Raw genomic sequence first — 26,530 nt, 5'->3', positions numbered from 1 at the left:
GCCCCCGGCCTGAGCCTGGCCGCCGCGCGCGGCGGCGCGCCCGTCTACGTGGTTCCCGGCGGCAGGCGCGAGGCCCCCAAGGTGGTGGACGCCGCCACCGGCGCCCTCCTGCCCCGGGCCGATGCCGAGGTGGCGCGGGCGACGGCCGCGGCCTGGTTCGGCGGCCGGTACGCGGCGCATTACGGCGGCACGGTGGACGAGGACGTCTACACGCACTCCCGCGCGCTGGACGCGGACCGCCCGCTGCATCGGGTGGACATGGAAGACCCCGAGCGCACGCGCCTGTACATTTCGTCCGCGACCGGCATGGTGGTGCTGGACGCCACGCGCGCCGAACGCCTGTGGAACTATGCCGGCGCCTGGATCCATTGGCTGTATCCGCTGCGCGGCAACGCGCTGGACCCCTGGTGGCACGACATCGTGGTCTGGCTGTCGGTGGCCGGCGTGCTGGTCGCGCTGACGGGCACGGTCGTCGGCGTGCTGCGCTGGCGATTTTCGCGGCCGTACGCCAGCGGCAGCCGCTCGCCCTACCGCGAGCCCATGATGCGCTGGCATCACCTCAGCGGCCTGCTGTTCGCCGTCATCACCATCACCTGGATTTTCAGCGGGCTGATGTCGATGAACCCATGGAAGCTCTTCACCGGCGACGCGGCGCCGCTCGCCCTGGCCGCGTACGCCGGCGAACCCGAGGCCGGGCCTCCGCTGGCCTCGCCCGGCGCGCTGATCGCGGCCCTGCCCGCCCCGCCCCGCGAACTCGTCTGGACCCGCGTCGACGGCCGCGACCTGGCGCTGGCGCGCAGCGGGCCGGGCGCTCCGCAAGTGCTGTCCGCCCGCGGCGCGGCGCCCTATGCTTTCGACACAACGGCGCTGCGCGCCGCCGCCGCCCGGCTGCTGCCCGGCGCGCCGCTGCGCGGCATCGAAGTGCTGGACGCCCACGACTTCTACTACTACGCGCGCGACGCGCATGCGATGCTGGGCCATATCGAAAAGCCGCTGCCGGCCTGGCGGCTGGTCTTCGGCGATCCGCAAGCCACCTGGGTCTACCTGGATCCGCGCACGGGCCAGGTGCTGGGGCGGCAGGACCGCGGCGCCCGCGCCAGCCGCTGGCTGTTCGCGTTCATGCACAGTTGGGACTGGAACGGCCTGCTGGACCGCCGCCCGCTCTGGGATGCCGTGCTGATCCTCCTGAGCCTGGGCGGCGCGGCGCTCAGCCTGACCGGCGTCGTCGTCGGCTGGCGGCGCCTGGGGAAAAAGCTGCGCGCCTGAAGCGCGGGCGCGGATGCACTATGCTCATTGCCTCGCATGACGATTCACCGGAAAGAGGAGCCCCCATGTCCGACGTAACCATCTATCACAACCCCAAGTGCGGCACCTCCCGCAATACCCTGGCCATGATCCGCAACGCGGGCATCGAGCCCGCCGTCGTGCTGTACCTGGAAACGCCGCCGTCGCGCGCGACGCTGAAGGCGCTGTTCAAGCAGGCCGGCATCGGCGTGCGCGACGCCTTGCGCGAAAAAGGGACGCCCTACCAGGAACTGGGCCTGGACGACACGTCCCTCTCGGACGAAACGCTGCTGGACGCCATCGAACAGCACCCCATCCTGTTGAACCGCCCCTTCGTCTCGACGCCGCTGGGCGCCCGCCTGTGCCGCCCGTCGGAACTGGTGCTGGACATCCTGCCGGCCCCGCAGCAGGGCGCCTTCTCCAAGGAAGACGGCGAGGCCGTGATCGACGCGCAGGGCAAACGCATCCAGAAGTAAAACCACGGGATTCGGTGCATTTTGTAAGCGGACTGACGGGAAACCTCATTACCATCGCGGCTATTGGATTGTTACGCCGTGATGACTTGTCATGAATTTCCTGGAAAGCCTGAACCAGTCCCTTTTCCTTCTGCTCAACGCCGACCCCGCCACGCCGGTATGGCGGATCCACGCCGCCATGCTGGCGGCCAACAAGCTGATCCTGCTGGTGCCGGGCGCGCTGGCCACCGCCTGGCTTTGGGGCGGTGAAGCCCAGCGCAACCTGGCGCTGAAGGCGCTGGCCAGCATCGCGCTGGGGCTGTTCGCCAGCTATCTGTGCGGCGCGCTGTGGCCGCATCCCCGCCCCTTCGCCATCGGGCTGGGGCATGCCTTCTTCGCACACGCGGCGACCTCGTCTTTCCCCAGCAACCACACCATCATCATCGCCACGCTGGCCTGCACGCTGATCTTCGACCGGCGCTGGGCCGGCCTGGGCTGGGCCGCGCTGGCACTGGCGGCGCTGGTGGGCGCGTCGCGCGTCTACCTGGGCGTGCACTTCCCGCTGGACATCCTGGGCGGATTGGCGCTGGCGCCGCTGGCCGCGGGCGCCGCCGTGCCGGTATGGAACCGCGCGGGCGCGCCGCTGACCGCGGCCGCGCAGGGCCTGTACCGCAAGGTGCTGGCCCTGCCCATCGCGCGCGGCTGGATCCGCGCGTAGGGCATCCGCGCATAGGGCACCCGCGCGCAGTCCTCAGTTGATGGCGACCTTGGCTTCCTTGACCAGCTTGGCGTAGTTCTCGGTGTCCGCGCCGATCCGCGCCTTCATTTCGGCCGGGCTGTCGCCGATGGGCACCGCGCCGATCTCCGCCATCCGGCGCGAGAAATCCGGCGAACGGATGATCTTCACCATCTCCGCGTTCAACCGCTCGACCACGTCCGCGGGCGCGGCGGCCGGCGCCAGCACGCCGAACCACGTGCCCATGTCGAACGGCTTCAGGCCCGCCTCTTCCATCGTGGGCACGTCGGGCAGCGCCTCCGAGCGCTTGTTCGTGGTCACGGCCAGCGCGCGCAGCTTGCCGCTCTGGATGTGCGCAAGCACCGGCGTGACCGTATCGAACGACATATCGATCTGGCCGCCCAGCAGGTCGGTGGTCAGCGGCCCGCTGCCCTTGTAGGGCACGTGCAGCAGCTTCACCTGGCCTTCCTTTTCGAACTGCGCCCCGATCAGATGCTGGCCGGTGCCCATGCCGTTCGATCCGTAGGTCAGCTTGCCCGGCGCGGCCCGCGCCATGGTCAACAGGCCCTGCACGTTCTTGGCGTCCAGCTTGGGATTGACCACCAGCACGTTGGGCACCAGGGCGACGGTCGTGACCGGCGCGAAGTCTTTCTGGAAGTCGTAGTGCAGGCTCTTGTAGACGCTGGTGGCGATCGTATGGTGCACCGCCCCCATCAGCAGCGTATAGCCGTCGGGCGCCGCCTTGGCCACGTAGTCCGCGCCCAGCGTGGAACCCGCTCCGGGCTTGTTCTCCACCACCACCGGCTGGCCCAGGCTCTTGGCCAGTTCCTGCCCCAGCGCGCGGGCCAGCACATCCGTGGTTCCCCCCGCCGGAAACGGCACGATCAGGCTGATCGGCCGGGCGGGATAGGACTGCGCCGACGCCCCGCCCGCGAAGGACAGGCCCAACAGGCAGGCGAACGCCAAGGCGCGCGCGGTAACGGCTTTCTGATGCATGGTTGTCTCCTGGCTACGAATAGGGATTTCGCTTCTTCTTTTTGCCGCAAGGCGGCGCGGGCGGGGTTCTGCGCCCCCGTCCCGCCTTGCCGCTAGGCGGCCCGGGCCGGCGCCAGCGCGGCCAGCTTCGCGCGGACCGCCTCCGTGACCTGCTCGGTGGTCGCGCTGCCGCCGAGGTCGCCGGTGTGCAGCGAGGGATCGGCGGTGACGCTTTCTATCGCCTGCATGAGCCGGGCGGCGGCCTGCGTTTCGCCCAGGTGCTCCAGCAGCATGACCACCGACCAGAAGGTGCCCACCGGATTCGCCAGCCCCTTGCCCATGATGTCGAAAGCGGAACCGTGGATAGGTTCGAACATGGACGGGTAGCGGCGCTCGGGATCGATGTTGCCGGTGGGCGCGATGCCCAGGCTGCCGGCCAGCGCCGCGGCCAGGTCGCTGAGAATGTCGGCATGCAGGTTGGTGGCGACGATGGTGTCCAGCGAGGCCGGGCGGTTCACCATGCGCGCCGTGGCGGCGTCGACCAGTTCCTTGTCCCAGGCCACGTCGGGGAATTCGCGGCTGACCTGCAGCGCGATCTCGTCCCACATCACCATGGCGTGGCGCTGGGCGTTGGACTTCGTGATCACCGTCAGCAGCTTGCGAGGACGCGATTGCGCCAGTTTGAACGCGAAGCGCAGGATGCGCTCGACGCCGGCGCGGGTCATGATGGACACGTCCGTCGCGGCTTCGATGGGGTGGCCCTGGTGCACCCGGCCGCCCACGCCCGAGTACTCGCCTTCGGAGTTCTCGCGCACGATGACCCAGTTGAGCTGCTCCGGCGTGCAGCGCTTGAGCGGCGCGTCGATGCCGGGCAGGATGCGCGTGGGGCGCACGTTGGCGTACTGGTCGAAGCCCTGGCAGATCTTCAGCCTCAGGCCCCACAGGGTGACGTGGTCGGCGATGTGCGGGTCGCCGGCGGAACCGAACAGGATCGCGTCCTTGTCGCGCAGGGCGTCCAGCCCGTCGGCGGGCATCATCGCGCCGTGCTTGCGGTAGTAGTCGCCGCCCCAGTCGAAATCCTGGAACTCGAACCGCAGGCCGCCTTGCCGGGCCAGTTCCTGCATGATCCGGCGCCCGGCCGGAATCACTTCCTTGCCGATGCCGTCGCCGGGGATGGTTGCGATGCGATAGGTCTTCATGTGCGGGCGGTTCCTTGCCGATGAGTCTTGCAGGCACTGTACCGACCGCCGGCGCGCGGGACGGCGCCGAAACTCAAAACATCTTTAACCTGGAGTTGAAGGTCGGGCCGGGCGCGCGCAATGGCGGGCTTCGTGTTCCAGCAGCCAGCGCTTGCGGTGCAGCCCGCCGCCGTAGCCCGTCAGGGACGCGTTGGCGCCGATCACCCGGTGGCACGGAATCACGATGCCCACGGGGTTGGCGCCGTTGGCCAGGCCCACCGCGCGCACCGCGGTCGGCCGTTCAATGCGGTGGGCCAGCGCCCCATAGCTGACCGTCTGCCCGCCCGCGATGCCGCGCAGCGCCTGCCAGACCTGGCGCTGGAACACCGTGCCTCCGAACGCCACCGGAAAGCCGTCGATGGCGGCAAGCTCGCCGTCGAAGTAGGCCTCCAGCGCGCGGCGCGCCCGCGAGGGCTGGCCGGCGCCATCCAGCCGCACGGCGTCCTTGCCGTACTGGCGGCGCAGCAAGGTATGCATGCGCGTTTCGTAGTCTTCCCAATCGACCGCGCGCAGCCGCTGCTGCTCGTCGGTCAGCACGAGCATCTGGCCCAGCGGCGTGGCGACGCGTTCCAGGGCGAAGGTTAGGGCCGGCATGATGCGTCTCCTGATGAGTCCGATGGCGTCATTATGGAACCGCCGCGGCGATCGGACTGGCGGTTTCCGGACATGAGTGACAAACACAACCCTGTCCGAAAACCGCTAGATCATGGTCCGGCGGCGGCGGTAGTATCGGCGCATGGACCTGAACCACGACGCCTGCTACAGCGCGATCCAAGTGCGCGACGCCCGCTACGACGGCCGCTTCTTCACCGCCGTCAAGACCACGGGCATCTATTGCCGCCCGGTCTGCCCGGCGCGCACGCCGCTCTCGAAGAACGTCACGTTCTATGCGACCGCGGCGGCGGCGCAGGAGGCGGGCTACCACCCCTGCCTGCGCTGCCGGCCCGAGACGGCGCCCGAGCTGGGGCCGGGGCGCGAACTGCCCGACAGCGTGTCGCGGGCGCTGCAATTGATCGAGCTGGGCGCGCTGGACGAGGAAGGTATGGACGCGCTGGCCCGGCGCCTGGGCGTGGGCGAACGCCAGCTTCGGCGCCAGTTCCGCCAGCACCTGGGCGCCTCGCCCGTGGCCGTCGCCCAGACGCGGCGCGTGCTGCTGGCCAAACAGCTAATCCACGAAACCCGCCTGCCGATGGCCGAGGTCGCCTTCGCGTCGGGCTTCGGCAGCATCCGCCGCTTCAACGAGATATTCCATCGCCTGTTCGGGCGGGCGCCGGGCGAACTCCGCCGCTCCGAAAAGCCCGAAGTCCCGGCCGGCCGCGAAGGCGAGATCGAACTGCTGTTGCGCTATCGGCCGCCCTACGACTGGGAGGCCATGCTGGGCTTCCTGCGCCTGCGCGCCATTCCCGGCGTCGAGCGGGTCACGGACGACGCCTACGCGCGCACCCTCTGCCTCGATGGGCACCAGGGCACGGTGACGCTGCGGCCCGGCCCGGGCAATGCGCTGCGGGCCGTCGTGCGCTTCCCCAGGCTGCAGGCGCTGCCCGCCATCATCGCCCGCCTGCGCCGCGTCTTCGACCTGGCCAGCGATCCCGTCGCCATCGCCGCGCAGTTCTCGCGGGACCCGGTCATGACGGCGCTGATCCAGGCCCGTCCCGGGCTGCGCGTGCCGGGTGCCTGGGACGGATTCGAGCTGTCCATGCGCGCCGTGCTGGGCCAGCAGATCACGGTCGCCGCGGCCGTCCGCCTGGCCGGCAGGTTGGTCGCCGCGCATGGCGAGCCGATGGCCCGGCCCGACGGCGAACTGACCCGCGTGTTCCCCCGGCCCGAGGCGGTCGCGGCCGCCGAGCTGGCGTCCCTGGGCATGCCCCGCAGCCGCGCGGCGACGCTGTCCGCGGTGGCGGCCGCGGCGGTGGCGGACAAGCACTTGTTCGACGCCGGCAACGGGCTGGCGGAATCCGTCCAGCGCCTGCGCGCCATCCGCGGCGTGGGGGAATGGACGGCGCAGTACATCGCGCTGCGCCAACTGCGCGAACCCGACGCCTTCCCGTCCGCCGACATCGGCCTGATCCGCGCGCTGGAACGCCTGGAATCGCGCGCCTACACGCCCGCGCAACTGCTGGCCCGGGCCGAGGCCTGGCGCCCGTGGCGCGCCTACGCGGCGCAGCACCTGTGGACGGCTTGAGCCGGGCGGCGGCTCACCACTGGCTGTCTTCGCCCTTCTGGAAGTACGCCACCAGGAAGTCCACGAATACCCGCACCTTGGTGGACAGGTGGTGCCTTTCGGGGAACACGGCGTAGATGTCGGCCTGCGGCAAGGCGTAGTCTTCCAGCACGCGCACCAGCCGGCCGCTGCGCAGGTAGCGGGCCAGGTCCCATTCGGCGCGCTGCAGGATGCCCAGGCCCGCCAGGCCCCAGGTCAGCGTGACTTCGCCGTCGTTGCTGCTCAGGCCGCCGCGCACCTTCACGGTTTCGCTGCGGCGGCCCTTGGTGAAGCGCCACAGTCCGTAGGCGGCCTCGTTCTGGCGCAGCACGATGCACTGGTGGCGCGCCAGGTCGTGCGGCGTGGCCGGCACGCCGTGGATCTTGAGATAGCCGGGCGATGCGCAGACCAGGCGGCGGTTGGGCGCGATCCTGCGGGCGATGAGGCGCGTGTCGGGCAGGTCGCCGAAACGCACCGCCACATCGAAGGCGTCCTGCACGAAGTCCGCCGGGCTGTCGGTCAACTGCAATTGCAGCGACACCTCGGGATATTTCCGCGCGAATTCCGCGATCGCGGGCGCGATGTAGCTGCGGCCGAAGCCCAGCGGCGCGTTGACCTTCAAGAGGCCGCGCGGACTGGCCTGGCGGCTGGCGATCAATTCATCCAGGTCTTCGATTTCGCCCAGGATGCGCCGGGCGTTTTCCAGATAGACCTCGCCTTCGGCCGTCAGGCTCAGGCGCCGCGTGCTGCGGTTGACCAGCCGCACGCCCAGCCGCGCCTCGATCTGGGCCAGCCGCTTGCTGACGGCGGCGGGCGTGACGCCCAGTTCCCGCGCCGCCGCGGACATGCCGCCGGCGCGCGCCAGTTCGACGATAAGCTGGAGTTCAGAAGAATGCGCCATGGGCCGTTTCGAAGAAGCCTTGTCGGGGGAAGGTGTCTGACACTCGTTCCAGGTGTCAGACACCCATACGCGCGGTGCAGGTGTCAGACACCCATACGAAATGGCCTGCGCGGTGCCAGGGTGCCGCATGGGTGTCTGACACCCGGCCAACGCAGCGACGGTCTCACGAGCATCTCGTACGGGTGTCAGACACCTGAGCCACAGACGTCAATCACGGAAGTTCTCGGTTCAAGTGTCTGACACCCCTACGAAATGACCTCCGCGGTGCCAGGGCGCCGCATGGGTGTCTGACACCCGGCGAGCGCAGCGACGATCTCACGAGCATCTCGTACGGGTGTCAGACACCTGAGCCACAGACGTCAATCGCGGAAGTTCTCGGCTCAAGTGTCTGACACCCCTACGAAATGACCTTCGCGGTGCCAGGGCGCTGCATGGGTGTCTGACACCCGGCCAACGCAGCGACGGTCTCACGGGCATCTCGTACGGGTGTCAGACACCTGAGCCGCAAGACACCTGAACCTCGGACGTCAATCGCGGAAGTTCTCGAACTGCAAGGGCAGGTCGACGTCGGTCTTTTTCAGCAGCGCGATGGCGGTTTGCAGGTCGTCGCGCTTCTTGCCGCTGATGCGCAGCTTGTCGCCGTTGATCTGCGATTCCACCTTGAGCTTGGCGTTCTTGATGGCGGCGATGAGCTTCTTGGCCACGGGCTGCTCGATGCCCTGCTTGATCGTGATCTTCTGGCGCGCGCCGCCCAGGTTCTCGAGCGGATCGGCGACGTCCAGGCAGCGCACGTCGATGCCGCGCGCCGAAAGGCGCCCGCGCAGGATGTCCAACATCTGCTTGAGCTGGAACGCGCTGGAGGCGACCTGGGTCACGACGAAGCCTTCCAGTTCGAATTTGGCATCGCTGCCCTTGAAATCGAAGCGGGTGGCGAGTTCGCGATTGGCCTGGTCGACGGCGTTGGAGAGTTCGTGTTTGTCGACTTCGGAGACGACGTCAAAAGTAGGCATGACACGGGGTCCTGTGCAATGGTGGGTGAAGAATGCGTTCCCGCCATTTTACCGGCGCCGCGCCCCGCGTCACCCCATGACCACCAGCAGGCGCCCCGCCTGCAGCGGATGCGCGATGACCTGCGCGTCGATTCCATAGGCCAGGTACAGGTTGCCCGGCGTCAGCACCTCGGCGGGCGTGCCCGCGGCGATGGCGCGGCCCGCGCATAGCAGCAGCAGGCGGTCGCACCAGCGCGCGGCCAGGTTCATATCGTGCAGGATCACCAGTACGCCGGTATCTCCCGCGTGCGCCAGGTCCGCCGCCACCCGCAGCAGGTCGCCCTGGTGCTTGGGGTCCAGGCTGGCGGTGGGCTCGTCCAGCAGCAGGTAGCGGGGCTCGCCCTGGACGCGCGCCGCGTTGCACTGCACCAGCACGCGGGCGAACTGCACCCGCTGCTGCTCGCCGCCCGACAGCTCGGGATAGCGCCGGGCGTGCAAATGCGCCACGTCGGCCCACCCCAGCGCCCGGTCCACCAGGGCGTCCACGCCGGCTGGGGACAGTTCCGGAAACGGATAGGCGCCCATCGCCACCACTTCGCGCACATCCAGGTCGAAGCTCAGCCCGGGCTTCTGCGGCAGCACGGCGCGCTGGCGGGCCTGCTGCCGGTGCGGCAGCCGCGCCAGGTCGGCGCCGCCCAGCCGCACGCGGCCGGCGTCGGGCGCCAGTTCGGACGACAGCGCGCCCAGCAGCGTGGATTTGCCCGCGCCGTTGGCGCCCAGCAGGCCCACGACCTCGCCGGGCCGCAGCGCCAGCGACACCTGGTCCAGGATGCGGTTGCCGCCGCGCGCCAATGTCAGGTTCTCGGCCGCCAGCATCATCCGTGCCTCCGGCCGCGCGCCAGCAGCCACAGGAAGAACGGCCCGCCCACCAGGCTGGTGACCAGCCCGATCGGCAGTTCGGCCGGAACCACCGCGACGCGCGACAGCCAGTCGGCCAGCGCCAGGGCGAGCGCGCCGCCCAGCACGCAGGCGGGCAGCAGCCAGCGGTGGTTGGCGCCCAGCGTCATGCGCACCAGATGCGGCACCACCAGGCCCACGAACGCGATGCCGCCCGTGGCCGCCACCAGCGGGCCGACGATGAGGGCGCAGGCCAGGACCAGCCGGGCCCGCACGCGCTTGAGCGCGTAGCCCAGGTGCTGGGCCTCGCGCTCGCCCAGCAGCAGGGCGTTCATGACGCGCCACTGGCTCATGAGCCACAGCGACACCAGCAGCACCCATGGGCCCAGGAACGCCAGCAGCTTCCAGTTCGCGCCCGCCAGGCTGCCCATGCTCCAGAAGGTCAGGTCGCGCAGTTGCGCGTCGTTGGCGACGAACGTGAACAGGCCGATCACGGCCCCGGCCACCGCGTTGATCGCGATGCCGGCCAGCAGCAGCCCCGCCACGCCGGGCACCCGGCGGCCCAGGGCGTAGGCACAGAAGGTGGCGAGCAGGCTGCCCGCGAAGGCCGAGGGTGCCAGGATCCAGAATCCGCCCGAGGTCAGGACGATGGCCCCGACCGCCCCCAGCGCGCCGCCGGCCGAAATGCCGATCAGGCCGGGTTCCGCCAGGGGGTTGCGGAACAGCGCCTGCATGGAGGCGCCGGAAATGGCCAGCGCCGCGCCGGCGACCAGCGCGAACAGCACCCGCGGCAGGCGGATGTCGATCAGCACGTTGCGCCACAGTTCGCTGCCGGGCGCGGGGTCGCCCCACAGCAGGGACGGCAGTTCGCGCAGCGGGATCCGGACCGCGCCGCTGCTGCTGGCGGCCAGCGCCACCGCGACGACGGCCACGGCCAGCAGCAGCAGGGCCAGCGGCGGCCTGGCGCGCCCGGCGCTAGCGCGCCATCGCACCGGCGGCCTCCCGCTTGAGCTCGGTCAGCGCCAGCGGCAGCCGCGGGCCCATGCCCAGGAGCAGCAGGTCGTCCATGACGATCACGCGCCGGCGCGCGGCGGCGGGCGTTGAGGCGATGCCCGGCATGGCCAGCAGCTTCTCCGGCCCGCCGGTGGCTTCGAGCGAAGTCTTCGTCACCACGATCAGGTCCGGCGCCAGCGCGCCGACCGCTTCGGCGGAAACCGGCTTGTAGCCCTGCTGGTCCTTCAGCACGTTGACCAGGCCCGCCATCGCCATGACTTCGTTGGCGGCGGTGCCGCGCCCGGCCCCTTGCAGGGTGCCGGTGCGGTTGATCAGCAGGACGGCGCGCGCCTGCGTGACGGGGATCGCTTCGACCTCCTTGAGTTCGCGCCCGATGCGCTCCACCAGGCGCTCGCCCTCGGGGGCCACGTCCAGCGCCTCGGCGATGTTGCGGATGCGCGCCTTGAGCGAATCGACCGAGGGCGAATCCGGCACGGTCACCACGCGCACGCCGACCTCGCCCAGGCGCTTGAGCGCGTCGGGCGGACCGGCCTGTTCGGACGCCAGCACCAGGTCGGGCTGCAGCGCCAGCACCCCTTCCACCGGCACCGAGCGGTAATAGCCGACGCGCGGCAGCTTGGTCGCCGCCTCGGGATACAGGCTGGAGAGGTCGTCCCCCACCAGCCGCCCGCCCTGCCCCAACTGGTAGACGATCTCGGTCACGCTGCCGCCCAGCGTCACCACCCGCCCGGGCGGCGCCGCGTGCGCGGCCGCGGCCGCGGCCAGCATCCACCCGATTGCCACTGCCAACCATGTCTTCATCGCATCGTCCTCAGGCGGCCAGCGGCACGCTGCACAGGCTGGCCATCAGTTCGCGCCACGGGGCCAGTTCCGGCTTGCCCGGCTTGCGTTCGCCGAAGAACTGCGCGATCAGGTCGCCCGTGGCGGAATACAGCTCCAGCGAGGTGACCCAGCCGTCGGAGGTCGGCTTGTTCACCACCCACGCCGACGCGATGGCGGTCGTGTCCAGGTGCAGGTTGAACTTCGGATCCAGCACGTTGTACCAGGGGCCGGTGCGGCGCAGTTGCCGCACCGGGCCGGTGTGGATCTGGATCATGCCGCGGTTGCCCACGAAGCACATGATGGACAGGCCCGACTGCGCCGCGGATTCCAGCATGCGTTCGACGGAATCCGCGGGCACGGGCTGCGCCAGGTCCTCGCCCGCCGCGGCCAGCGCCGCCAGGCGCGACACCTTGAACTTGCGCAGCAGCGGAAAGAACTCGTGCGTGTCCTGCATGGCCAGCCAGGCCTCGCGCCATTGCGCGCTGTCCTCGACGCGGTCCGCGTCGGCGGCGGGCGCATAGGGCGCGGCCTCGGGCCATTGCGCCTCGCCCGCGAACTTCGCGACCAGCGCGTCGTAGGCCGCGGCGTCGGTCGCCTCGGTGCGGTAGACCTTGTGCACCGCCACGCCCGCGCCGTCGAAGAACTGCAGGCTGTGGCGGCCGTCCTGTTCGACCGCCCAGGCCGACTTCCAGGCGGTGAAGAACACGCGCAGGTCGATGTCCGGTCCCAGCACCAAGCCCACCGGACCTTCGGCCTGGATGTCTTCATACACGCCGTGGCGCTCGTGCACACACCAGTCGTTGCGCGTCAGCGCCATGACTTCGCCCAGCGTGCCGAGTTCCCGGAAGATTTCCTGGGGCGTGCCGCGCAGGGCGGTGGCTTGCACGCCGCCGCAGCCCGCCGCCACCCACTCGGCTTCGGACACGCCCAGCGCCTGGGCGAGGTTGCGGGCGCGCAGCCCGGGCTGGGAGGCGGCCAGGGCCTCGTTGCGGGCGCGCAGCGCCTGCGCGCGGGACGTGAAATCGGTGTTGCTGCTCATAGTGGGCCCTCCGGCCGTTGAATCGGGTTGCGAAAGCCGCCGCCGGCTGGCGGCGGCTCGGAATCAATACTGGTATGTCAATGAGACGCGGACGCTGCGCCCCGGTTCCGTGTACCAATCGACCGGACGCGGAATCGCGGTGGCGCCGGCGGTCGGCACATTGATGGCCTCCCAGTACTTCTTGTCGAACAGGTTGAAAACGCCCGCCTGCACCTGCAGCCCCTTCACGGCCGCGGGGCGCCAATAGCCCATCAAGTCCACCACGCCATAGCCGGGCGCCTTGAAATCGGGGTTGGGCGCGTCGGCCGCGGCGTCGGGATACTCGACCTTGTTGCGTTGCAGCGCGGTCGTCAGCATCGCGTCCACGCCCCACACGTCGCGGCCGTAGCCCACCCCCAGCACCGCTTTCAGCGGCGCCACGGAGTTCAGGTACTGCCCCGTGCCCTCGTCCTTGCCCACGGCCCACGCCAGCGAGCCCCAGGTGCGCCATCCCGGCGAGAATTTCCAGTGCGCGCTGGCCTCGGCGCCGTAGATGCGCACCTTGGCGCGGTTCACGTTCCCGCTCACCCCCAAAGGATACTGGCCATCCCAGCCCGGCTGCCACTGCGGCGAACTCGCATTCAGGGGCACGTCGCCGTCGATGAAGTTCTGATAACGGTTGTCGAAGAACGATACCGCGCCGCCCAGGTCGTCGGATCCCATCTTGGCGCCCAGCTCCCAGCCCTTGCTGGTCTCGGGTTTCAGGTAGGGATTGCCCACGCGCAGATAGGTGCCCGGGCCGCCGTAGTTGGTGTAGAGCTGCGTCGGGCTGGGCGCCTTGAAGCCGTAGGCGTACTGGGCGTAGAAGCTCAGGTCGTCCCGGGCCTTCCAGGTGGCCAGCAGCTTGGGCGAAAAGCGGCTGCCGCTGTTGGACGGCGGCAGCGCGCCGGCATTCGGATTGCTGTCGTAGCTGGCGGTGGACCGCGGCTTCTGTTCGTAGTGGTCGTAGCGCAGGGCCGGCATGACCGTGTAGCGGCCGTCGGCGAAGCTGAACTCGTCCTGCACCCACAGGGCCCACTGGCTGCCCTTGGACTGCGGCACGTCGGCCTGGTTGGTGTGCAGCATGTCGCAGGAGCGCGGGCCCATCGGCGCCGGCAGGCCCGGGGGGATGGCCGGGCAATTGTCGTAGCCGCTGGAGTTCTGTTCGGTCTTGTTGCCGTACCACTCGCCGCCGACCGTCCACAATTGCGACACCGATGCGCCGGCCAGCCGCTTGGTCAGTTCGCCGTTCACGCCGAACAGCGTCTGCTGGATGGAATTGCTGCGGCCGTAGGCGCCGCTGGGAAAGCCGTAGCGGAAGGGATCGCCGGGGATGGCGGAGGCCCGCGAATCGACGCTGCGCACGCCGTCCAGCGAGTTGTCCAGCCTCAGGCGCTGCCAGTAGACGACGGCCGAGGCCGTATCGATGATGCCGCCGTCGCCGGACGCCTTGTAGGAATAATCGAACGACACGCGCTCGCGCTCGGTTTCCTTGCGGGTGCTGTTCTCGCCGTAGAGATAACTGGTGCCGGCGCCCTGCTCGAACATGCTGTCGATGTCGGCGTTACGCTTGAAGTATTCGCCCGTCAGGCCGAAGCGGTGCCCGCCTTCGACGCGCTGCTGCAGCTTCAGCAGGAAGCTGCGCTGGTCGTAGTCCTCGGGGCTGGGTTCGCTGCGCTTGGCGCCGTAGCCGCCCACGTCGCCGCGGTTGTCCAGCGCGTGGCCGTTGCGCACGCCCGCCTGCACCAGCCAGAACGTGTTGTTGTGGACCTGGCCCGCCAGCGCCGCGTTGGCGCCCCAGCTACTGTCGGCGGAATCGTAGTCCGTCTTGGCCAGCGCGCCGAAGGTCTTGCCGTCGCCGAGCAGGTCCGACGGATCCAGCGTGTACAGGTCGGCGATGCCGGATATGGCGCCGGAACCGCCGCCGCTCGCGTCCGCGCCGCGCACGATGTCCAGCCGCGACAGGCTGTTGAAATCCACCGCTTCCAGGCCGCCCTTCACGCCGCGCGCGCCGTCGTCCAGCCACGGCAGGCGGATGCCGTCCACGCGCGTCAGCACGCGGTCCTGGTCCAGGCCGCGGATGTTGATGCTGTTGTTCTGCCGGTTGAAGCTCACACCGGGTTCGGCGCGCTTGCCCAGGTCGCTCCAGTTCCTGATCTGCAGATCGTCCATGCGCTTGCGGTCGGTGCTGGTCTGCCAGGCGGGCACCGCCACGGCGCCCTCGCCTTCCACCTTGACCGGCGGCAGTTGCGTCACGCCGGCCGGCGCCTGCGCCTCCAGGACGTAGACCCGGGCGCTGCGTTCCCGCACGCCCAGGCCGCTGCCCGCCAGCAATCGCGAAAAGCCTTCACTCACCGAATAGACTCCGTCGAGTCCGGCCGTGCGGCGCTGCCCCACGAGCGCGGCGTCGAACAGCACCGTCACGCCCGCGCTGTCGGCAAAGCGCGGCAGCGCCTCGGCCAGCGGCCCCGCGGGAATGCGGTAGCCGCGGGCCTGCGCCTGCTCCGACGCCTGGGCCCATGCGCCGGCCGCCGGCAGCAGGGCGCCGGACAGCGCGGTGAGGGCAAGCGCCGCATGCACTGCGGCGGCAAGATGGGTCAGTCGGCATTGCGCGCCTCGGGCGGGTCGGGAGCCGCTTGCGCGGCCGGCGGGAAGATGAGCCATGGTCGTCCTTTCGATCCAAAAGGTGTCGGCATTCGTTTGCCTATACAGACCCTGACCCGCGTGAATTCCAAATCGGACAGCTTTTCCTAAAAGATTTTCGTTGCGGCCGTCGCCGGCCTCAGGCATCGGCCGCGCGCGGCCCGATGGTCACCCAGTATGGCGTGCGGTAGCGCACCTGCACCGGCAGGGTCGCCGGCAGGGCGGCCAGCACCGCGTCGGTATCGCGTAACTGGAAAGCGCCCGAGATCCGCAGGTGCGCCACCTCGGGGGCGCAGCGCAGGATGCCCGGCCGGTACCGGTCCAGTTCCGCGGCAAAGGCATCCAGGCGCATCCGGCTGGCATACAGCACGCCCCGCAGCCAGTCGCTGGCGTGGGGATCCGCGGGCGACGGCGGCGACACGCCCGCGTCCGTCAGGCTGCCCTGCTCTCCGGCCGACAGGCTGACGGAAGCGCCCGGCTGCGCCGCGCTGCTGACCCGGACCCGCCCCTCCTGCACACTGACCCGGCAAAAAACCCCTTCCTGCCGCACGCAGAAGCGCGAGGCCTGCGCCTCGATGTCGCCCAGGCGGGTGCGCACCACGAACGGCCTGGGGCGCGCCGCGGTGTCGGCCACCGCATGCACGGCGATCTCGCCGGAACGCAGCCGCAGCAGGCGGGCCGTGGCGCTGAACATCACGTCCACGGCGCTGCCCGTGTTCAGGTGCAGCATGGAGCCGTCGGCCAGTTGCACGTCGCGCCGCTCCCCGGCCGCGCTGCGGTAGTCGGCGCTCCAGTCCAGGGGGTCCGCGCGCCACGCGGCCCAGGCGGCCGGGCCGGCCGCCACCAGCGCCGCCAGCGTCTTGAGCGCGGCGCGGCGGTTCTTGAGCGCCGGCCGGTTCAGGGTGGCCATGCCCAGGGCCGACGGGATCAGGCCGAAGCGCTCGTTCACGCGCTGCGCGCGCTGCCAGGCGTGCTCGTGCTCGGCCTTGCTGGCGCGCCACTGGTCGCAGGCCCGCCGCTCGGCTTCCGTGGCCCGGCCCGAACTCAGCCGCATCAGCCAGCGCGCGGCTTCGCGCGCCACGCTGCGCTCGACGGCGGGCAGTTCCGCGCCCGCCTCCGGCAGCGCGGTCAAATCGCCGCCATGATGCATTGTTCGAATCCCTTGGCGATGTAACGGTGCACGGACCGCAGCGACACGTTGAGCCTGGCCGCGATCTCGCCGTGGCTCAGGCCCTCCAGTTGCGCCATCAGGAAGGCCTGGCGCGCGGGCAGCGACAGGCCCGCCAGCATCTCGTCGATTTCCTGCAGCGCTTCCAGGACGATCAGGCGCTGTTCGGCCGAGGGCGCCAGTTGCTCGGGCATCAGGGCCAGGGCTTCCAGGTAGGCCTGCTCCACCGACCGGCGCCGGTGGTGGTTCATCAGCAGGCGCTTGGCGATCGTGGTGAGATAGGCGCGCGGCTCGCGCAGCGCGTCCAGCTCATGGCGGTGCCGCAGCACCCGGACGAACGTGTCCTGCGCCAGGTCGGCCGCGTCGAAAGTGTTCCCGAGCTTGGCGCGCAGCCAGCCATGCAGCCAGCCATGATGCGCGCGATACAAAAGGTGGACGGCGTCGCTCGAAGCGAGCACGGGGTTCGGCACGTCAGGCTCCCTGGACTCTTTACTACAAATAGAAATCAATCTCATTCTAAATGCAAAACCATGATCCAGGTCAAGTCCGCGCGCCGGGCATTGACGGGGATATGATGGGGACAGGTTTCGCCGCCCCCGGCGGCCCTTCCCACGAGGCGGATTCCCCCCATGCTCTACAGCGCGCTCAAGTTCGTCCACGTCATGGCCGTGATCCTCTGGGTCGGAGGCATGCTGTTCGCCCACTGTTTCCTGCGCCCCGCCGCGGCCCGGCTGGAACCGCCGGTCCGCCTGCGGCTCATGGCCTCGGTGCTGGGCCCGTTCCTGAACGCCGTGCTGGCGGCCGTCGTGCTCATCCTGCTGTCGGGCATCGCGATGATCGGGCAGGAAGCCGCCCAGGCGGCGCAGACGGGCGGCGCCTTCTTCATGCCGCGCAGTTGGACCGCGATGGCCGCGGGCGGCCTCGTGATGATGGCCATCTACGCCTACATCCGGTTTGCCCTCTACCCGCGGCTGGGCGCGGCGGTCGCCCGGTCCGACTGGCCCGCGGGCGGACTGGCCATGGGCGGCATCCGCCGCTGGGTGGGCGTGAACCTGCTGCTGGGCATCGCCATCGTCGCCATCGTCTTTCTGGGGTAGGCGGATATCGGCCGGCCTCCGCCTCCCATCGGACTTGCGGCGGCTGGCATCGGGATTCTTTTGCTTGGTGCAATACGCGATACATCCGCGGCGGCCACACTGCGGATGACCCTCGCGGGCCTCCACGACAAAAGGAATCACCATGATCAAGCGCGTCTTCCAACTGGCCGCCCTCGGCCTGTTCGCCTCTTCGTTCGCCGCGCGCGCCGCGGCGCCCATCGACAACAGCGCGCTGGACCAGCCGGGGTTCCGCGAGCACAAGGCCACCTACGGCGTGGTGTACCGGCTGCCCCAGGAGGTCAACGCCGTCCTGGACGCCAAGGTCAACGGCGCGCTCAAGGCCGACCTGGTCCGGCTCGGCCTGAAGGCCGAGGCCGAAACGCCCAACATGCCGCACGTAACGGTGGTGCACCTCCACAGCGCCGATCCCGGCACGCCCGCCCGCATGCTGAAGGCGCTGCCCAAGCCGCCGGCCCCGCTGCAGGTCACGCTGAAGAGCTTCTACCCCACCGAGGCCGCCAAAGGCGCGGGCCATCCGTGGTGGCTGGACCTGGGCGTGGTCAAGAGCGGCCAGGGCTTCGAGGACATGATGCGCTACAACACCGTGGCCACCGCCGCCCTGGCGCCCCTGCGCGACGGCCCGCTGCCGCGCGTCACCGGCCCCGTCTACGCCAAGATGGGCGACGCCGGCCGCGATCTGGTCCGCACGCTGGGCGTGAGCGGCGTGAACACCGTGCAGGACGGCAAGGAAGTGCGCGCGCACAACCCGCACACCACGCTGGTCTACAGCATGACGCCGTACGACGCGCGCCTGCAGGACGCTATGAAGCAGGAAGCGGACAAGTTCAACGCCGTGCTGCCCGAGGGCATCGCCACGACGTTCAAGGACGTGTCCATCGTCGAAATCGGCTTCGCCGGCAACGTGGTGCGCGAGATCTACCGCATCAGCCTGGAAGACGGCGCGGTCCTCGACGTGGCGAGCGGCAGGAAGGCCGGCTCCTGATCCGGGGCCTGCCGGGCGGAAACGGCCCCGGATGCTGCCGTTTCATGGCAGCATTACGCGATCCGCCATCCGCCCGCCCCGCCCCATGTCCCGCGCCGAAAGACTCCTGGGTCTGCTCCAGACCCTGCGCTGCCACCGCCGTCCCGTCAGCGGGCGCCGGCTGGCCGCCGACCTGGGCGTCAGCATCCGCACGCTGTACCGCGACATCGCCACCCTGCAATCGCAGGGGGCCGAGATCGAGGGCGAGCCGGGCGTGGGCTACGTGCTGCGGCCCGGCTTCATGCTGCCGCCCCTAATGTTCAGCACCGAGGAAATCGAGGCGCTGGTGCTGGGCACGCGCTGGGTGGCGGACCGCTCCGACCCCCGGCTGGGGCAGGCCGCGCGCAACGCGCTGGCCAAGATCGGCGCCGTGCTGCCCGCGGAACTGCGCGACGAGCTGGACGCCATTCCCCTGCTGGTCGGCCCCAGTTCGATGGCCGTGGTCGACCGCGTCGACCTGTCGCTCATCCGCCAGGCGATCCGCAACGAACAGAAGCTCGACATCACCTACCGCGACGACAAGGGCGCCGATTCCGCCCGCGCGATCTGGCCCTTCGCGCTGGGGTTTTTCGACAGCGTGCGCATCGTCATGGCCTGGTGCGAACTGCGCCAGGACTTCCGCCATTTCCGCACCGACCGCATCGCCACGCTGGCGCCCGGCCCGCGCTATCCCAGGCGCCGGCATGCGCTGCTCAAGGAGTGGCGCGCGATCCATCGCGAAGCCGGGCATTCCGGCTGAAGGCTACTGCCAAAAACTGACAGTACCCCTGTCTAAGATGAGCGCGTCTACTTCCCTGGAGCGCATCATGTCCGACACCAATTTCGTCATTTTCTACGTGGACAAGCCGGCCGCCAGCGCCGCGTTCTACAGCGCGCTGCTGCAGCGTCCGCCGGTCGAAAGCTCGCCCACCTTCGCGCTGTTCGCGCTGGATTCCGGCCTGATGCTGGGCCTGTGGTCGCGCCACACCGTAGAGCCCGCCGCGGCCGGCCGCGGCGGCGCGTCCGAACTGGCGTTCACCGTCGCCGACGCCAACGCGTTGAACCGCCGCCACGTGGACTGGAGCCTGCGCGGCCTGCCCATCCTGCAGGCGCCCACCGACATGGACTTCGGCCGCACCTTCGTGGCGCTGGACCCCGACGGCCACCGGCTGCGGGTCTTCGCGCCCGCGCCACAGGAGCCCGCCGCCGCGCAGCGCGCCTCCAGCCTGGCCAGCGCCTGAATCGCCCTGGCGCCGCCGGTCAGGTCACGGCGGCGCGCTGCCTGAACTCCGGCTTGTCCCAGGCGCGGCTGTCCAGCACGTCCTTCAGGATGTCGACGGCGTCCCAGACGTCGGCGTAGCCGAAGTACAGCGGCGTCAGGCCGAAGCGCAGCACTTCGGGTTCGCGGTAGTCGCCGATCACGCCGCGCGCGATCAGCGCCTGCATCACCTCGAAGCCGTTCGGATGGCGGAAGCTGACGTGGCTGCCCCGCTGCGCGTGTTCGCGCGGCGTCACCAGCGTCAGGGGATGGTCCGCGCAGCGCTGCTCGACCAGCGCAATGAACAGGTCGCCCAGCGCCAGCGACTTCTTGCGCACCTCGGCCATGTCGGCGGCGTGGGCCACGTCCAGGCCGCACTCCACCAGCGACAGCGACACGATGGGCTGGGTGCCGCACAGATAGCGGCGGATGCCGCCCGCGGGCTCGTAGGCCACGGCCATGTCGAAGGGCCGCGTATGGCCCCACCAGCCGGACAGCGGCTGCCGGAATTCCCGGGTGTGGCGCGGCGCCACCCAGATGAAGGCCGGCGAGCCGGGGCCGCCATTCAGGTATTTATAGGTGCAGCCGACGGCGAAGTCCGCGTCGGCGCCGTTCAGGTCCACCGGCACCGCGCCCGCGGCATGCGCCAGGTCCCAGATGGCCAGCGCGCCGCGCCGGTGCGCCAGCGCGGTCACGGCGGCCATGTCGTGCATCTGGCCGCTGCGGTAGTTCACGTGCGACAGCAGCATCACCGCCACGGAATCGTCCAGCGCGTCTTCCAGCGGCAGGGCGTCGTCGATCAGGCGCATTTCGTAGCCCTGCTGCAGCAGGTCGATCATGCCCTGGATCATGTAGAGATCGGTGGGGAAGTTGTCGCGCTCGGACAGGATGACGCGGCGCGCGGGCTGCTTCTGCTGCTGGATGCGCAGCGCGGCGGCCAGCGCCTTGAAGATGTTCAGCGAGGTCGTATCGGTGACCACCAGTTCGCCCTCGCCCGCGCCCAGCAGGCTGCCCAGCTTGTCGCCCAGGCGGGCGGGCAGCTCGAACCATCCCGCGGTGTTCCAGCTACGGATCAGGCCCGCGCCCCATTCCTGGCCGATGACGGCGGCGGCGCGGGCGGCGGCGGCCTTGGGCAGCACGCCCAGGGAATTGCCGTCCATGTACAGGACGCCGGGCGGCAGGTCGAACCGGTCTTTCAGGGGCGCCAGGGGATCCTGGCGGTCGGCGTTCACGCAGTCGTCGCGGGTCTTCATCGCAGCTCCATCGGGCAATTTTCCTGATAAATACTATCAGCGCGGGCAGGCTGATATATTGCAAATCCGGGCGCGGATTACCCTAGGTTTCCGCATTGAATTGCACCTGATCGGATTTTTTGGAATTGGATTGCGCCATGCAGATCGACGCCATAGACCAGCGGATTCTCTGCCGCCTGCAGGAGAACGGCCATCTCAGCAACCAGGACCTGGCGGAGCAGGTCGCGCTGTCGCCGTCGGCCTGCCTCAGGCGCGTGCGCGCCCTGGAGGAAGCGGGGTTGATCCGCGGCTATCGCGCCGTGCTGGATGCCGAGAAACTCGGCTTCGAACTGGAGGCGGTCGTCCATGTTTCGCTGGACCAGTCGCGTCCGGGATGGCACGAGGAATTCCTGGCCGGCATCGCGCTGCACGACGAAATCACGGAGGCCAGCATCGTGACGGGCGCGTCCAACTACATCCTGACGGTGCGCACCCGCAACCTCGCGGCGTTCTCCCAATTCGTCGAGGACAAGCTCAGCAAGATCCCGGGCGTGCGCGACCTGTGCTCGCACATCGTCATGCGCAAAGTGAAAAGCCGCGGCGGCATGCTGCCGCTGGCCGGCTGGCGCTAGGGCGCTAGCGCAGGAAGCCGAACACCGTCACGAAATGGCAGGCCGTGCCGCCCATCACGAACAGGTGCCAGATGCCGTGCGCGTGCCGCCAGCGTTTATCGTTCACGTAGAACAGCGTGCCCGCCGTATAGACGGCCGCGCCCGCCAGCAGCCAGGCCAGCCCGGCCGACGACAGGGCGCCCGCGATCGGCGCGGCGAACATCACGCCCAGCCACCCCATGCCCAGATATAGCGGCAAGGCCGGCGCCGCGCCGCGCGCCCACCACAGTTCGCGGCCGATGCCGACCGCGGCCAGCAGCCAGATCGCCACGCCCATGGCCGCGCCCCAGCCGTGCCGCACCGGCCCGAACGCCAGCGGCGTATAGGTGCCCGCGATCAGCAGGTAGATCGCGCAATGGTCGGCCTTCGCCCACAGCGCCTTGCGGCGGCCGCGCGAGCAGTGGAACAGGACCGACGAGGCATAGACGGCGATCATCGACGCGGCGAACACGGCGCAGCCGGCGATCTGCCGCGCGTCCACGTCCAGTTCGGCCGCGCGGGAGATCAGCGCCCCCGACGCGGTCACCGCCAGCGCCAGCCCGGCCAGATGCGTCGCGCCGTTGAACCGTTCGCCTTCGTACATGCGTCCCTCCGCCCGCCGGCCATGCGCCGGCGGCTCCCATCATGGACGCGTACTGTGACAGCGCCGGGTCAGCGGCGCGGCGAAGGGCATCAGGCGATGAAGTCCACCGCGGCCGGATAGCCTTCCAGCGCGCGCGCCGACAGGATGGCGCGCTGCACCGCGATCGCCATGGCCTCGGCCGCCATCACGCCCAGCAGCATGACGTTGGCGGCCTTGCCGGACGCGCCCGTGCCCAGCGCGAAGATGGTGTCGCCGTCGAGCATGGTGTGGATCGGATTGATCGTGCGGGCCAGGCCGTCGTGCGCCATGCCCGCGATCTTCTGCGCCTGCGCCTTGGTCAGCAGGGCATCGGTGGCGACAGCGCCGATGGTGGTGGCGGCGCCTTCGCGCATCGACCTGGGCAGGTCGCCGGCCAGGATGGCGGCGCGGGTGTCCAGCAGCATCTTGCCGTCGGCCGTGCGCGCGCCGGCCAGGATGCGGCCGGTGGACGGGTCCAGCACGTCGCCCACCGCGTTGACCGCCACGATGGCGCCCACGGTCACGCCCGCCACGGTCAGCGACGCGGTGCCGATGCCGCCTTTCATGGCGCGGTTCGATCCGTACAGTTTGCCCACCGTCGCGCCCGTCCCCGCGCCGACGTTGCCCTCCTGCGGCGCCTCGGCGGTGGCCGACTTGCAGGCCTGGTAGCCCGCGTCGGCATCGGGCCGGATCGACGCGTCGCCCACGCCCAGGTCGAACAGGACGGCCGCGGGCACGATGGGCACGTGCGCCACGCCCACGTCGAAGCCGATCTTCCTGTCTTCCAGGTAGCGCATGACGCCGGACGCCGCGTCCAGTCCGAACGCGCTGCCGCCGGCCAGCAGGACGGCGTGCACTTTGTCGACCAGGTTCGCGGGATTGAGCAGGTCGGTTTCGCGGGTGCCGGGCGCCGCGCCGCGCACGTCGACCCCGCCCGTCGCCCCGGCCTCGGCGATGATGACCGTGCAGCCCGTCGGGCGGCGCGTATCGGTGTAGTGGCCCACGCGCAGGCCCGCCACGTCCGTGATGCTGCCTCCGCCCGGCATCGACTGCAAGCCGTTGGCGCCCTGGGCCGGCATCGCTCCGGCCGCCGCCGCCGCGCCCGCGGCAGCCACCATGAAAGTCCGTCTGTTCCATCGCTGTTCCACACCGATCTCCATCAAGTTCCCGCATGAATGAGCCCCGGCCGGACCGCGCCGGGGCGGGGATATCTACATATGACTTGCCGCTATATTTTTACTATTCCTTATGCTTTGTGGAAAAATAGGCGCGTTGTTAGAGTGCGGCTACGCCGGAGGGCATCGCAGGCCCACATGCTCTCCACAGTGATCCCTGCCATCCGTGGAGCATCGCCATGAAACTCTTTCGCACACTATTTGCCGCCGGCCTCATCCAGGTCGCCGCGCTGTCCGCCGCCCACGCCCAATCCGGCCTGGACCAAATCAAATCCGCGGGCGTATTCAAAATCGGCACCGAGGGCACCTATGCCCCCTTCACCTTCCACGACGCATCCGGCCAGCTTACCGGTTTTGACGTGGACATCGGCCGCGCCATCGCCGAACGCCTGGGCGTGAAGGCCCAGTTCGTCGAAGGCAAATGGGACGGACTGATCGCCGGGCTGGACGCCAAGCGCTACGACGCCGTGATCAACCAGGTGGGCATCACCGAGGCGCGCCGCGCCAAGTACGATTTTTCCGATCCGTACATTTCCTCGGCCGCCGTGCTCATCGTGCGCGAAGACAACACCAGCATCAAGTCCTTCGACGACCTGAAGGGCAAGAAATCCGCCAACACGCTCACCAGCAACTTCGGCAAGCTGGCGCAGAGCCACGGCGCGGAAGTCGTCGCCGTGCAGGGCTTCAACGAGGCCATCGACCTGCTCACCTCGGGCCGGGTCGAAGCCACCGTGAACGACAACCTGTCGTTCCTCGATTTCAAGAAGCAGAAGCCCAACGCCCGCGTGAAGATCGCCGCCACCGACAAGACGGCCGAGTTCAGCAACTCGGGCGTGCTGATCCGCAAGGGCAATCCCGAGCTGCAGGCCGCCATCAACAAGGCGCTGGCCGACATCAAGGCGGACGGCACCTACAAGACCATCTCGGTCAAGTACTTCGGCACGGACCTGTCGGCGCAGTAAGCGGCTGGAGCCCCCATGACGCCACCTTCCTGGCTGCAAGCCTTCCTGCCCGACTGGCTGCTGGCGCAAGCCGGCGGGTGGGCGGTGCCGCCCTGGGCGCAACTGATGGCGGACTCGTTCTGGCCCCTGCTCAAGGCGGGGCTGATGTTCACGGTTCCCCTGACGCTGATGTCCTTCGCGCTGGGCCTGGCGCTGGCCTTCGTCGTGGCGCTGATACGGCTGTTCGGCCCCGCGCCGCTGGTGGCCGTGGCGCGCTTCTACGTGTGGCTGATCCGCGGCACGCCGCTGCTGGTCCAGTTGTTCGTGATCTTCTACGGGCTGCCCAGCGCGGGCATCGTCCTGGATCCGCTGCCCGCCGCGCTGATCGGCTTCACGCTCAACGTGGGCGCCTACAACTCGGAGGTCATCCGCGGCGCCATCGAATCCATCGGCAAGGGCCAATGGGAGGCCGCCTATTCGCTGAGCATGACGCGCGCGCAGGCGCTGCGCCGCACCGTGCTGCCGCAGGCGGCCCGCGTCGCCGTGCCGCCCCTGTCGAACTCGTTCATCGCGCTGGTGAAGGACACCTCGCTGGCCGCGGTCCTGACCGTGCCCGAGATTTTCCAGGCCGCCCAGCGCATCGCCGCCGTCACCTACGAACCCCTCATTCTCTACACCGAGGCCGCGCTGATCTACCTGGCCTTCAGTTCCGTCCTGTCCGCCGCCCAGGTCCGCCTGGAACGGCGCTTCGGCCAGCATGCCGTGTTTTCCGAGAAAAACCGATGATCCGCCTGGAAAAAATAGAAAAGGCGTTCGGCGGCAACCCCGTGCTCAAGCAAGTGGACGTGAGCATCGCCGAAGGCAGCGTCACCGCCCTGATCGGCCCGTCCGGCAGCGGCAAGAGCACCCTGCTGCGCTGCGTGAACCTGCTGGAAGTGCCCGACCGCGGCCGGCTGGTCATCGGCCCGGAAACCGTGGAATTCGAGCCCGGCCGCAAGCTCGTCCGCGACCAGGTGCAGCGCGTGCGCATGCAGACCGGCATGGTGTTCCAGAATTTCCAGCTATTCCCGCACCAGACCGTGATCGGCAACGTCATGGAAGGCCTGCTGACGGTGCAGAAGTGGCCCGCCGACCGCGCCCGCGCCCGCGCCGAGGAACTGCTGCGCAAGGTCGGCATGCTGGAAAAGGCGGATGCCTGGCCCGCCAACCTGTCGGGCGGACAGCAGCAGCGCGTGGCCATCGCCCGCGCGCTGGCGCCCGCGCCCCGCGTGCTGCTGTGCGACGAGCCGACCTCGGCGCTGGACCCCGGCCTGGCGGCCGAAGTCGTGGACGTGCTGCGCCAGTTGGCGGCGGAAGGCATGACCATGCTGATGGCCACGCACGATCTGCGCCTGGCGGCCAGCGTGTCGCGCGAAGTGGTGTTCCTGCTGGACGGCACCGTGGTCGAATCCGGAGATTCCCGGACGCTGTTCACGCGGCCCGCGGACCCGCGCACCGCGTCGTTCATTTCGACCCTGACGCAGGAAGCGGCGCTGTAGGACGGGCCGCTACCCCGGGAAAGATCGCGCCGGACCGGCCTCAGTGTTCCGCCAGGATGAAGTCGAACAGCGATTCGGGCTCGGCCGCGATGACCCGCCGCGCGATCTGGCGCCGCAGTTCCGCATGGGCGCGCTGCGCGTCCGCCGCGGGATTCCCCAATAAATCGAAGAATTCCGGCGGCAGCACGCCCGCGCGCAGCACGCCCTGGACGCTCTGCGCGCCGCGGCGCAGATGAAAGCTGTAGGACTTGTCCGCGGCGCGGCTGTAGCGCGCCTCGGCCAGGGTCCGATCCACCGTGTAGCAGCCGCGCGTGACGGCGCGCGTCACGAACTCGAACGCGTCGCGCACGCCGGGGCCGGGATGTCCGCTGACGACGGACAATTCCTCGCGCGGCACGGGCGCGCCCTCTTTTTCCAGGCGCGGCAGCGCGCCGCGCAGGCCCTGGAACGTCAGCGCCAGCATGGCAAGCGCGCCATGGCCGTGGTAGGCCTGGACAGCGTCGAAACAGATGGGCAGCGGGCCTTCTTCCGCCATCACGGTCAGCGTGGAAGCCTGTTGTTCGGGGGTAATCATGGAGTATCTCCGCGTTGTGCGCGACAACGAGCCGCCGCCGTGG

At 69.7% G+C, this 26,530-nt stretch carries 28 protein-coding genes; 12 read left to right on the top strand and 16 right to left on the bottom strand.

The features are described from left to right. The 3 genes from AVE30378_RS27755 to AVE30378_RS27745 form a co-directional block, all read left to right on the top strand. On the top strand, nt 1-1,266 hold a 1,266-nt coding region (locus tag AVE30378_RS27755; protein WP_129245685.1), incomplete at its 5' end, for a PepSY domain-containing protein. Nucleotides 1,267-1,331: 65 nt separating this feature from the next. Next, nucleotides 1,332-1,760 carry an arsenate reductase (glutaredoxin) gene (arsC, locus tag AVE30378_RS27750; protein ID WP_129245683.1) on the top strand — a complete coding sequence of 143 codons (429 nt, stop codon included), beginning with the start codon at nt 1,332-1,334 and terminating at the stop codon, nt 1,758-1,760. 91 nt (nt 1,761-1,851) lie between these two features. Next, nucleotides 1,852-2,457, top strand: a complete 606-nt coding sequence (locus AVE30378_RS27745) for a phosphatase PAP2 family protein (RefSeq protein ID WP_129245681.1) — start codon at nt 1,852-1,854, stop codon at nt 2,455-2,457. 33 nt (nt 2,458-2,490) lie between these two features. On the opposite strand, the gene AVE30378_RS27740 is transcribed toward AVE30378_RS27745, so the two are convergent. The 3 genes from AVE30378_RS27740 to ogt all read right to left on the bottom strand — a co-directional run bounded on the left by AVE30378_RS27740 (nt 2,491) and on the right by ogt (nt 5,282). Continuing rightward, nucleotides 2,491-3,471, bottom strand: a complete 981-nt coding sequence (locus AVE30378_RS27740; protein ID WP_129245679.1) for a Bug family tripartite tricarboxylate transporter substrate binding protein — start codon at nt 3,469-3,471, stop codon at nt 2,491-2,493. A gap of 92 nt (nt 3,472-3,563) precedes the next feature. Then, nucleotides 3,564-4,649 (bottom strand): tartrate dehydrogenase, encoded by a 1,086-nt coding sequence (locus tag AVE30378_RS27735; RefSeq protein WP_129245677.1) that lies wholly within the window; start codon nt 4,647-4,649, stop codon nt 3,564-3,566. Nucleotides 4,650-4,733: 84 nt separating this feature from the next. Beyond that, on the bottom strand, nt 4,734-5,282 hold the full coding sequence (gene ogt / locus AVE30378_RS27730; RefSeq protein ID WP_129245675.1) for a methylated-DNA--[protein]-cysteine S-methyltransferase: 549 nt from the start codon (nt 5,280-5,282) through the stop codon (nt 4,734-4,736). A 142-nt stretch (nt 5,283-5,424) separates the two neighbouring features. Here ogt and AVE30378_RS27725 point away from each other — a divergent pair, with 142 nt between their 5' ends. After that, nucleotides 5,425-6,870 carry an AlkA N-terminal domain-containing protein gene (locus tag AVE30378_RS27725; protein ID WP_129245673.1) on the top strand — a complete coding sequence of 482 codons (1,446 nt, stop codon included), beginning with the start codon at nt 5,425-5,427 and terminating at the stop codon, nt 6,868-6,870. A 13-nt stretch (nt 6,871-6,883) separates the two neighbouring features. On the opposite strand, the gene AVE30378_RS27720 is transcribed toward AVE30378_RS27725, so the two are convergent. The 9 genes from AVE30378_RS27720 to AVE30378_RS27680 form a co-directional block, all read right to left on the bottom strand. Then, nucleotides 6,884-7,789, bottom strand: a complete 906-nt coding sequence (locus tag AVE30378_RS27720) for a LysR family transcriptional regulator (protein ID WP_129245671.1) — start codon at nt 7,787-7,789, stop codon at nt 6,884-6,886. A gap of 527 nt (nt 7,790-8,316) precedes the next feature. Continuing rightward, a complete protein-coding gene (locus AVE30378_RS27715) occupies nt 8,317-8,799 on the bottom strand; it encodes a YajQ family cyclic di-GMP-binding protein (protein ID WP_042794875.1) in 483 nt (160 codons plus the stop codon). A 69-nt stretch (nt 8,800-8,868) separates the two neighbouring features. Continuing rightward, a complete protein-coding gene (locus tag AVE30378_RS27710; protein ID WP_165360322.1) occupies nt 8,869-9,657 on the bottom strand; it encodes a heme ABC transporter ATP-binding protein in 789 nt (262 codons plus the stop codon). Next, nucleotides 9,654-10,628 carry a FecCD family ABC transporter permease gene (locus tag AVE30378_RS27705; protein ID WP_244235170.1) on the bottom strand — a complete coding sequence of 325 codons (975 nt, stop codon included), beginning with the start codon at nt 10,626-10,628 and terminating at the stop codon, nt 9,654-9,656. Before AVE30378_RS27705 ends, AVE30378_RS27710 begins: the two co-directional genes overlap by 4 nt. A gap of 22 nt (nt 10,629-10,650) precedes the next feature. Then, nucleotides 10,651-11,490 (bottom strand): heme/hemin ABC transporter substrate-binding protein, encoded by an 840-nt coding sequence (locus AVE30378_RS27700; protein ID WP_129245669.1) that lies wholly within the window; start codon nt 11,488-11,490, stop codon nt 10,651-10,653. Nucleotides 11,491-11,500: 10 nt separating this feature from the next. Beyond that, a complete protein-coding gene (locus AVE30378_RS27695) occupies nt 11,501-12,550 on the bottom strand; it encodes a hemin-degrading factor (RefSeq protein ID WP_129245666.1) in 1,050 nt (349 codons plus the stop codon). Nucleotides 12,551-12,613: 63 nt separating this feature from the next. Then, nucleotides 12,614-15,232 (bottom strand): TonB-dependent receptor, encoded by a 2,619-nt coding sequence (locus AVE30378_RS27690; protein WP_129245664.1) that lies wholly within the window; start codon nt 15,230-15,232, stop codon nt 12,614-12,616. Nucleotides 15,233-15,350: 118 nt separating this feature from the next. Then, nucleotides 15,351-16,361: a FecR domain-containing protein gene (locus AVE30378_RS27685; RefSeq protein WP_129245663.1), complete on the bottom strand. Its 1,011-nt coding sequence runs from the start codon at nt 16,359-16,361 to the stop codon at nt 15,351-15,353. After that, nucleotides 16,340-16,849 (bottom strand): sigma-70 family RNA polymerase sigma factor, encoded by a 510-nt coding sequence (locus tag AVE30378_RS27680; RefSeq protein ID WP_129245661.1) that lies wholly within the window; start codon nt 16,847-16,849, stop codon nt 16,340-16,342. The genes AVE30378_RS27685 and AVE30378_RS27680 overlap by 22 nt, the downstream gene beginning before the upstream one ends. Nucleotides 16,850-17,008: 159 nt before the next feature. Between AVE30378_RS27680 and AVE30378_RS27675 the strand changes: the two genes are divergently transcribed. The 4 genes from AVE30378_RS27675 (at nt 17,009) to AVE30378_RS27660 (ending at nt 19,738) form a co-directional block, all read left to right on the top strand. After that, nucleotides 17,009-17,476 carry a CopD family protein gene (locus AVE30378_RS27675; RefSeq protein WP_129245659.1) on the top strand — a complete coding sequence of 156 codons (468 nt, stop codon included), beginning with the start codon at nt 17,009-17,011 and terminating at the stop codon, nt 17,474-17,476. Between the two features lie 142 nt (nt 17,477-17,618). Then, nucleotides 17,619-18,479 (top strand): hypothetical protein, encoded by an 861-nt coding sequence (locus tag AVE30378_RS27670; RefSeq protein WP_129245657.1) that lies wholly within the window; start codon nt 17,619-17,621, stop codon nt 18,477-18,479. Between the two features lie 85 nt (nt 18,480-18,564). Beyond that, nucleotides 18,565-19,257, top strand: coding sequence for a helix-turn-helix transcriptional regulator (locus tag AVE30378_RS27665; protein ID WP_129245654.1), 693 nt, complete (start codon nt 18,565-18,567; stop codon nt 19,255-19,257). Between the two features lie 67 nt (nt 19,258-19,324). Then, the gene (locus AVE30378_RS27660; protein ID WP_129245652.1) at nt 19,325-19,738 is read left to right on the top strand and encodes a VOC family protein; all 414 of its coding nucleotides are present in this window, start codon (nt 19,325-19,327) and stop codon (nt 19,736-19,738) included. Between the two features lie 19 nt (nt 19,739-19,757). On the opposite strand, the gene kynU is transcribed toward AVE30378_RS27660, so the two are convergent. Next, entirely contained in the window at nt 19,758-21,008 is a 1,251-nt protein-coding gene (kynU, locus tag AVE30378_RS27655; protein WP_129245650.1) for a kynureninase, read from the bottom strand. Between the two features lie 137 nt (nt 21,009-21,145). Between kynU and AVE30378_RS27650 the strand changes: the two genes are divergently transcribed. Next, complete coding sequence (locus AVE30378_RS27650; RefSeq protein WP_129245649.1) at nt 21,146-21,619, top strand: Lrp/AsnC family transcriptional regulator; 474 nt, start codon at nt 21,146-21,148, stop codon at nt 21,617-21,619. 4 nt (nt 21,620-21,623) lie between these two features. Here AVE30378_RS27650 and trhA read toward each other — a convergent pair whose 3' ends face one another. Next, nucleotides 21,624-22,241, bottom strand: coding sequence for a PAQR family membrane homeostasis protein TrhA (gene trhA, locus AVE30378_RS27645; RefSeq protein ID WP_129245647.1), 618 nt, complete (start codon nt 22,239-22,241; stop codon nt 21,624-21,626). Between the two features lie 89 nt (nt 22,242-22,330). After that, entirely contained in the window at nt 22,331-23,419 is a 1,089-nt protein-coding gene (locus AVE30378_RS27640) for a P1 family peptidase (protein ID WP_208742449.1), read from the bottom strand. A gap of 194 nt (nt 23,420-23,613) precedes the next feature. Between AVE30378_RS27640 and AVE30378_RS27635 the strand changes: the two genes are divergently transcribed. From AVE30378_RS27635 to AVE30378_RS27625, 3 genes are all read left to right on the top strand, one after another. Then, the gene (locus AVE30378_RS27635) at nt 23,614-24,396 is read left to right on the top strand and encodes an amino acid ABC transporter substrate-binding protein (RefSeq protein WP_129245643.1); all 783 of its coding nucleotides are present in this window, start codon (nt 23,614-23,616) and stop codon (nt 24,394-24,396) included. Between the two features lie 84 nt (nt 24,397-24,480). Continuing rightward, entirely contained in the window at nt 24,481-25,161 is a 681-nt protein-coding gene (locus tag AVE30378_RS27630) for an amino acid ABC transporter permease (protein WP_129245696.1), read from the top strand. Then, complete coding sequence (locus tag AVE30378_RS27625) at nt 25,158-25,913, top strand: amino acid ABC transporter ATP-binding protein (RefSeq protein ID WP_129245641.1); 756 nt, start codon at nt 25,158-25,160, stop codon at nt 25,911-25,913. The genes AVE30378_RS27630 and AVE30378_RS27625 overlap by 4 nt, the downstream gene beginning before the upstream one ends. Before the next feature lie 40 nt (nt 25,914-25,953). Here AVE30378_RS27625 and AVE30378_RS27620 read toward each other — a convergent pair whose 3' ends face one another. Then, a complete protein-coding gene (locus tag AVE30378_RS27620; RefSeq protein ID WP_129245639.1) occupies nt 25,954-26,487 on the bottom strand; it encodes a hypothetical protein in 534 nt (177 codons plus the stop codon). Nucleotides 26,488-26,530: the final 43 nt, after the last annotated feature.

The organism is Achromobacter veterisilvae (genome assembly GCF_900496975.1).
GTDB lineage: Bacteria > Pseudomonadota > Gammaproteobacteria > Burkholderiales > Burkholderiaceae_B > Achromobacter > Achromobacter veterisilvae.
This window is presented reverse-complemented; position numbering and strand designations above follow the sequence as displayed.

Coding starts and splice junctions, on each gene's coding strand:
- AVE30378_RS27640 (WP_208742449.1), bottom strand. CDS start 23,419: ATGGAGATCGGTGTGGAACAGCGATGGAACAGACGGACTTTCATGGTG.
- ogt (WP_129245675.1), bottom strand. CDS start 5,282: ATGCCGGCCCTAACCTTCGCCCTGGAACGCGTCGCCACGCCGCTGGGC.
- AVE30378_RS27745 (WP_129245681.1), top strand. CDS start 1,852: ATGAATTTCCTGGAAAGCCTGAACCAGTCCCTTTTCCTTCTGCTCAAC.
- AVE30378_RS27725 (WP_129245673.1), top strand. CDS start 5,425: ATGGACCTGAACCACGACGCCTGCTACAGCGCGATCCAAGTGCGCGAC.
- AVE30378_RS27695 (WP_129245666.1), bottom strand. CDS start 12,550: ATGAGCAGCAACACCGATTTCACGTCCCGCGCGCAGGCGCTGCGCGCC.
- AVE30378_RS27620 (WP_129245639.1), bottom strand. CDS start 26,487: ATGATTACCCCCGAACAACAGGCTTCCACGCTGACCGTGATGGCGGAA.
- AVE30378_RS27650 (WP_129245649.1), top strand. CDS start 21,146: ATGCAGATCGACGCCATAGACCAGCGGATTCTCTGCCGCCTGCAGGAG.
- AVE30378_RS27675 (WP_129245659.1), top strand. CDS start 17,009: ATGCTCTACAGCGCGCTCAAGTTCGTCCACGTCATGGCCGTGATCCTC.
- AVE30378_RS27665 (WP_129245654.1), top strand. CDS start 18,565: ATGTCCCGCGCCGAAAGACTCCTGGGTCTGCTCCAGACCCTGCGCTGC.
- AVE30378_RS27625 (WP_129245641.1), top strand. CDS start 25,158: ATGATCCGCCTGGAAAAAATAGAAAAGGCGTTCGGCGGCAACCCCGTG.
- AVE30378_RS27735 (WP_129245677.1), bottom strand. CDS start 4,649: ATGAAGACCTATCGCATCGCAACCATCCCCGGCGACGGCATCGGCAAG.
- AVE30378_RS27720 (WP_129245671.1), bottom strand. CDS start 7,789: ATGGCGCATTCTTCTGAACTCCAGCTTATCGTCGAACTGGCGCGCGCC.
- AVE30378_RS27715 (WP_042794875.1), bottom strand. CDS start 8,799: ATGCCTACTTTTGACGTCGTCTCCGAAGTCGACAAACACGAACTCTCC.
- arsC (WP_129245683.1), top strand. CDS start 1,332: ATGTCCGACGTAACCATCTATCACAACCCCAAGTGCGGCACCTCCCGC.
- trhA (WP_129245647.1), bottom strand. CDS start 22,241: ATGTACGAAGGCGAACGGTTCAACGGCGCGACGCATCTGGCCGGGCTG.
- AVE30378_RS27685 (WP_129245663.1), bottom strand. CDS start 16,361: ATGCATCATGGCGGCGATTTGACCGCGCTGCCGGAGGCGGGCGCGGAA.
- AVE30378_RS27670 (WP_129245657.1), top strand. CDS start 17,619: ATGATCAAGCGCGTCTTCCAACTGGCCGCCCTCGGCCTGTTCGCCTCT.
- AVE30378_RS27700 (WP_129245669.1), bottom strand. CDS start 11,490: ATGAAGACATGGTTGGCAGTGGCAATCGGGTGGATGCTGGCCGCGGCC.
- AVE30378_RS27660 (WP_129245652.1), top strand. CDS start 19,325: ATGTCCGACACCAATTTCGTCATTTTCTACGTGGACAAGCCGGCCGCC.
- AVE30378_RS27710 (WP_165360322.1), bottom strand. CDS start 9,657: ATGATGCTGGCGGCCGAGAACCTGACATTGGCGCGCGGCGGCAACCGC.
- AVE30378_RS27740 (WP_129245679.1), bottom strand. CDS start 3,471: ATGCATCAGAAAGCCGTTACCGCGCGCGCCTTGGCGTTCGCCTGCCTG.
- kynU (WP_129245650.1), bottom strand. CDS start 21,008: ATGAAGACCCGCGACGACTGCGTGAACGCCGACCGCCAGGATCCCCTG.
- AVE30378_RS27635 (WP_129245643.1), top strand. CDS start 23,614: ATGAAACTCTTTCGCACACTATTTGCCGCCGGCCTCATCCAGGTCGCC.
- AVE30378_RS27690 (WP_129245664.1), bottom strand. CDS start 15,232: ATGGCTCATCTTCCCGCCGGCCGCGCAAGCGGCTCCCGACCCGCCCGA.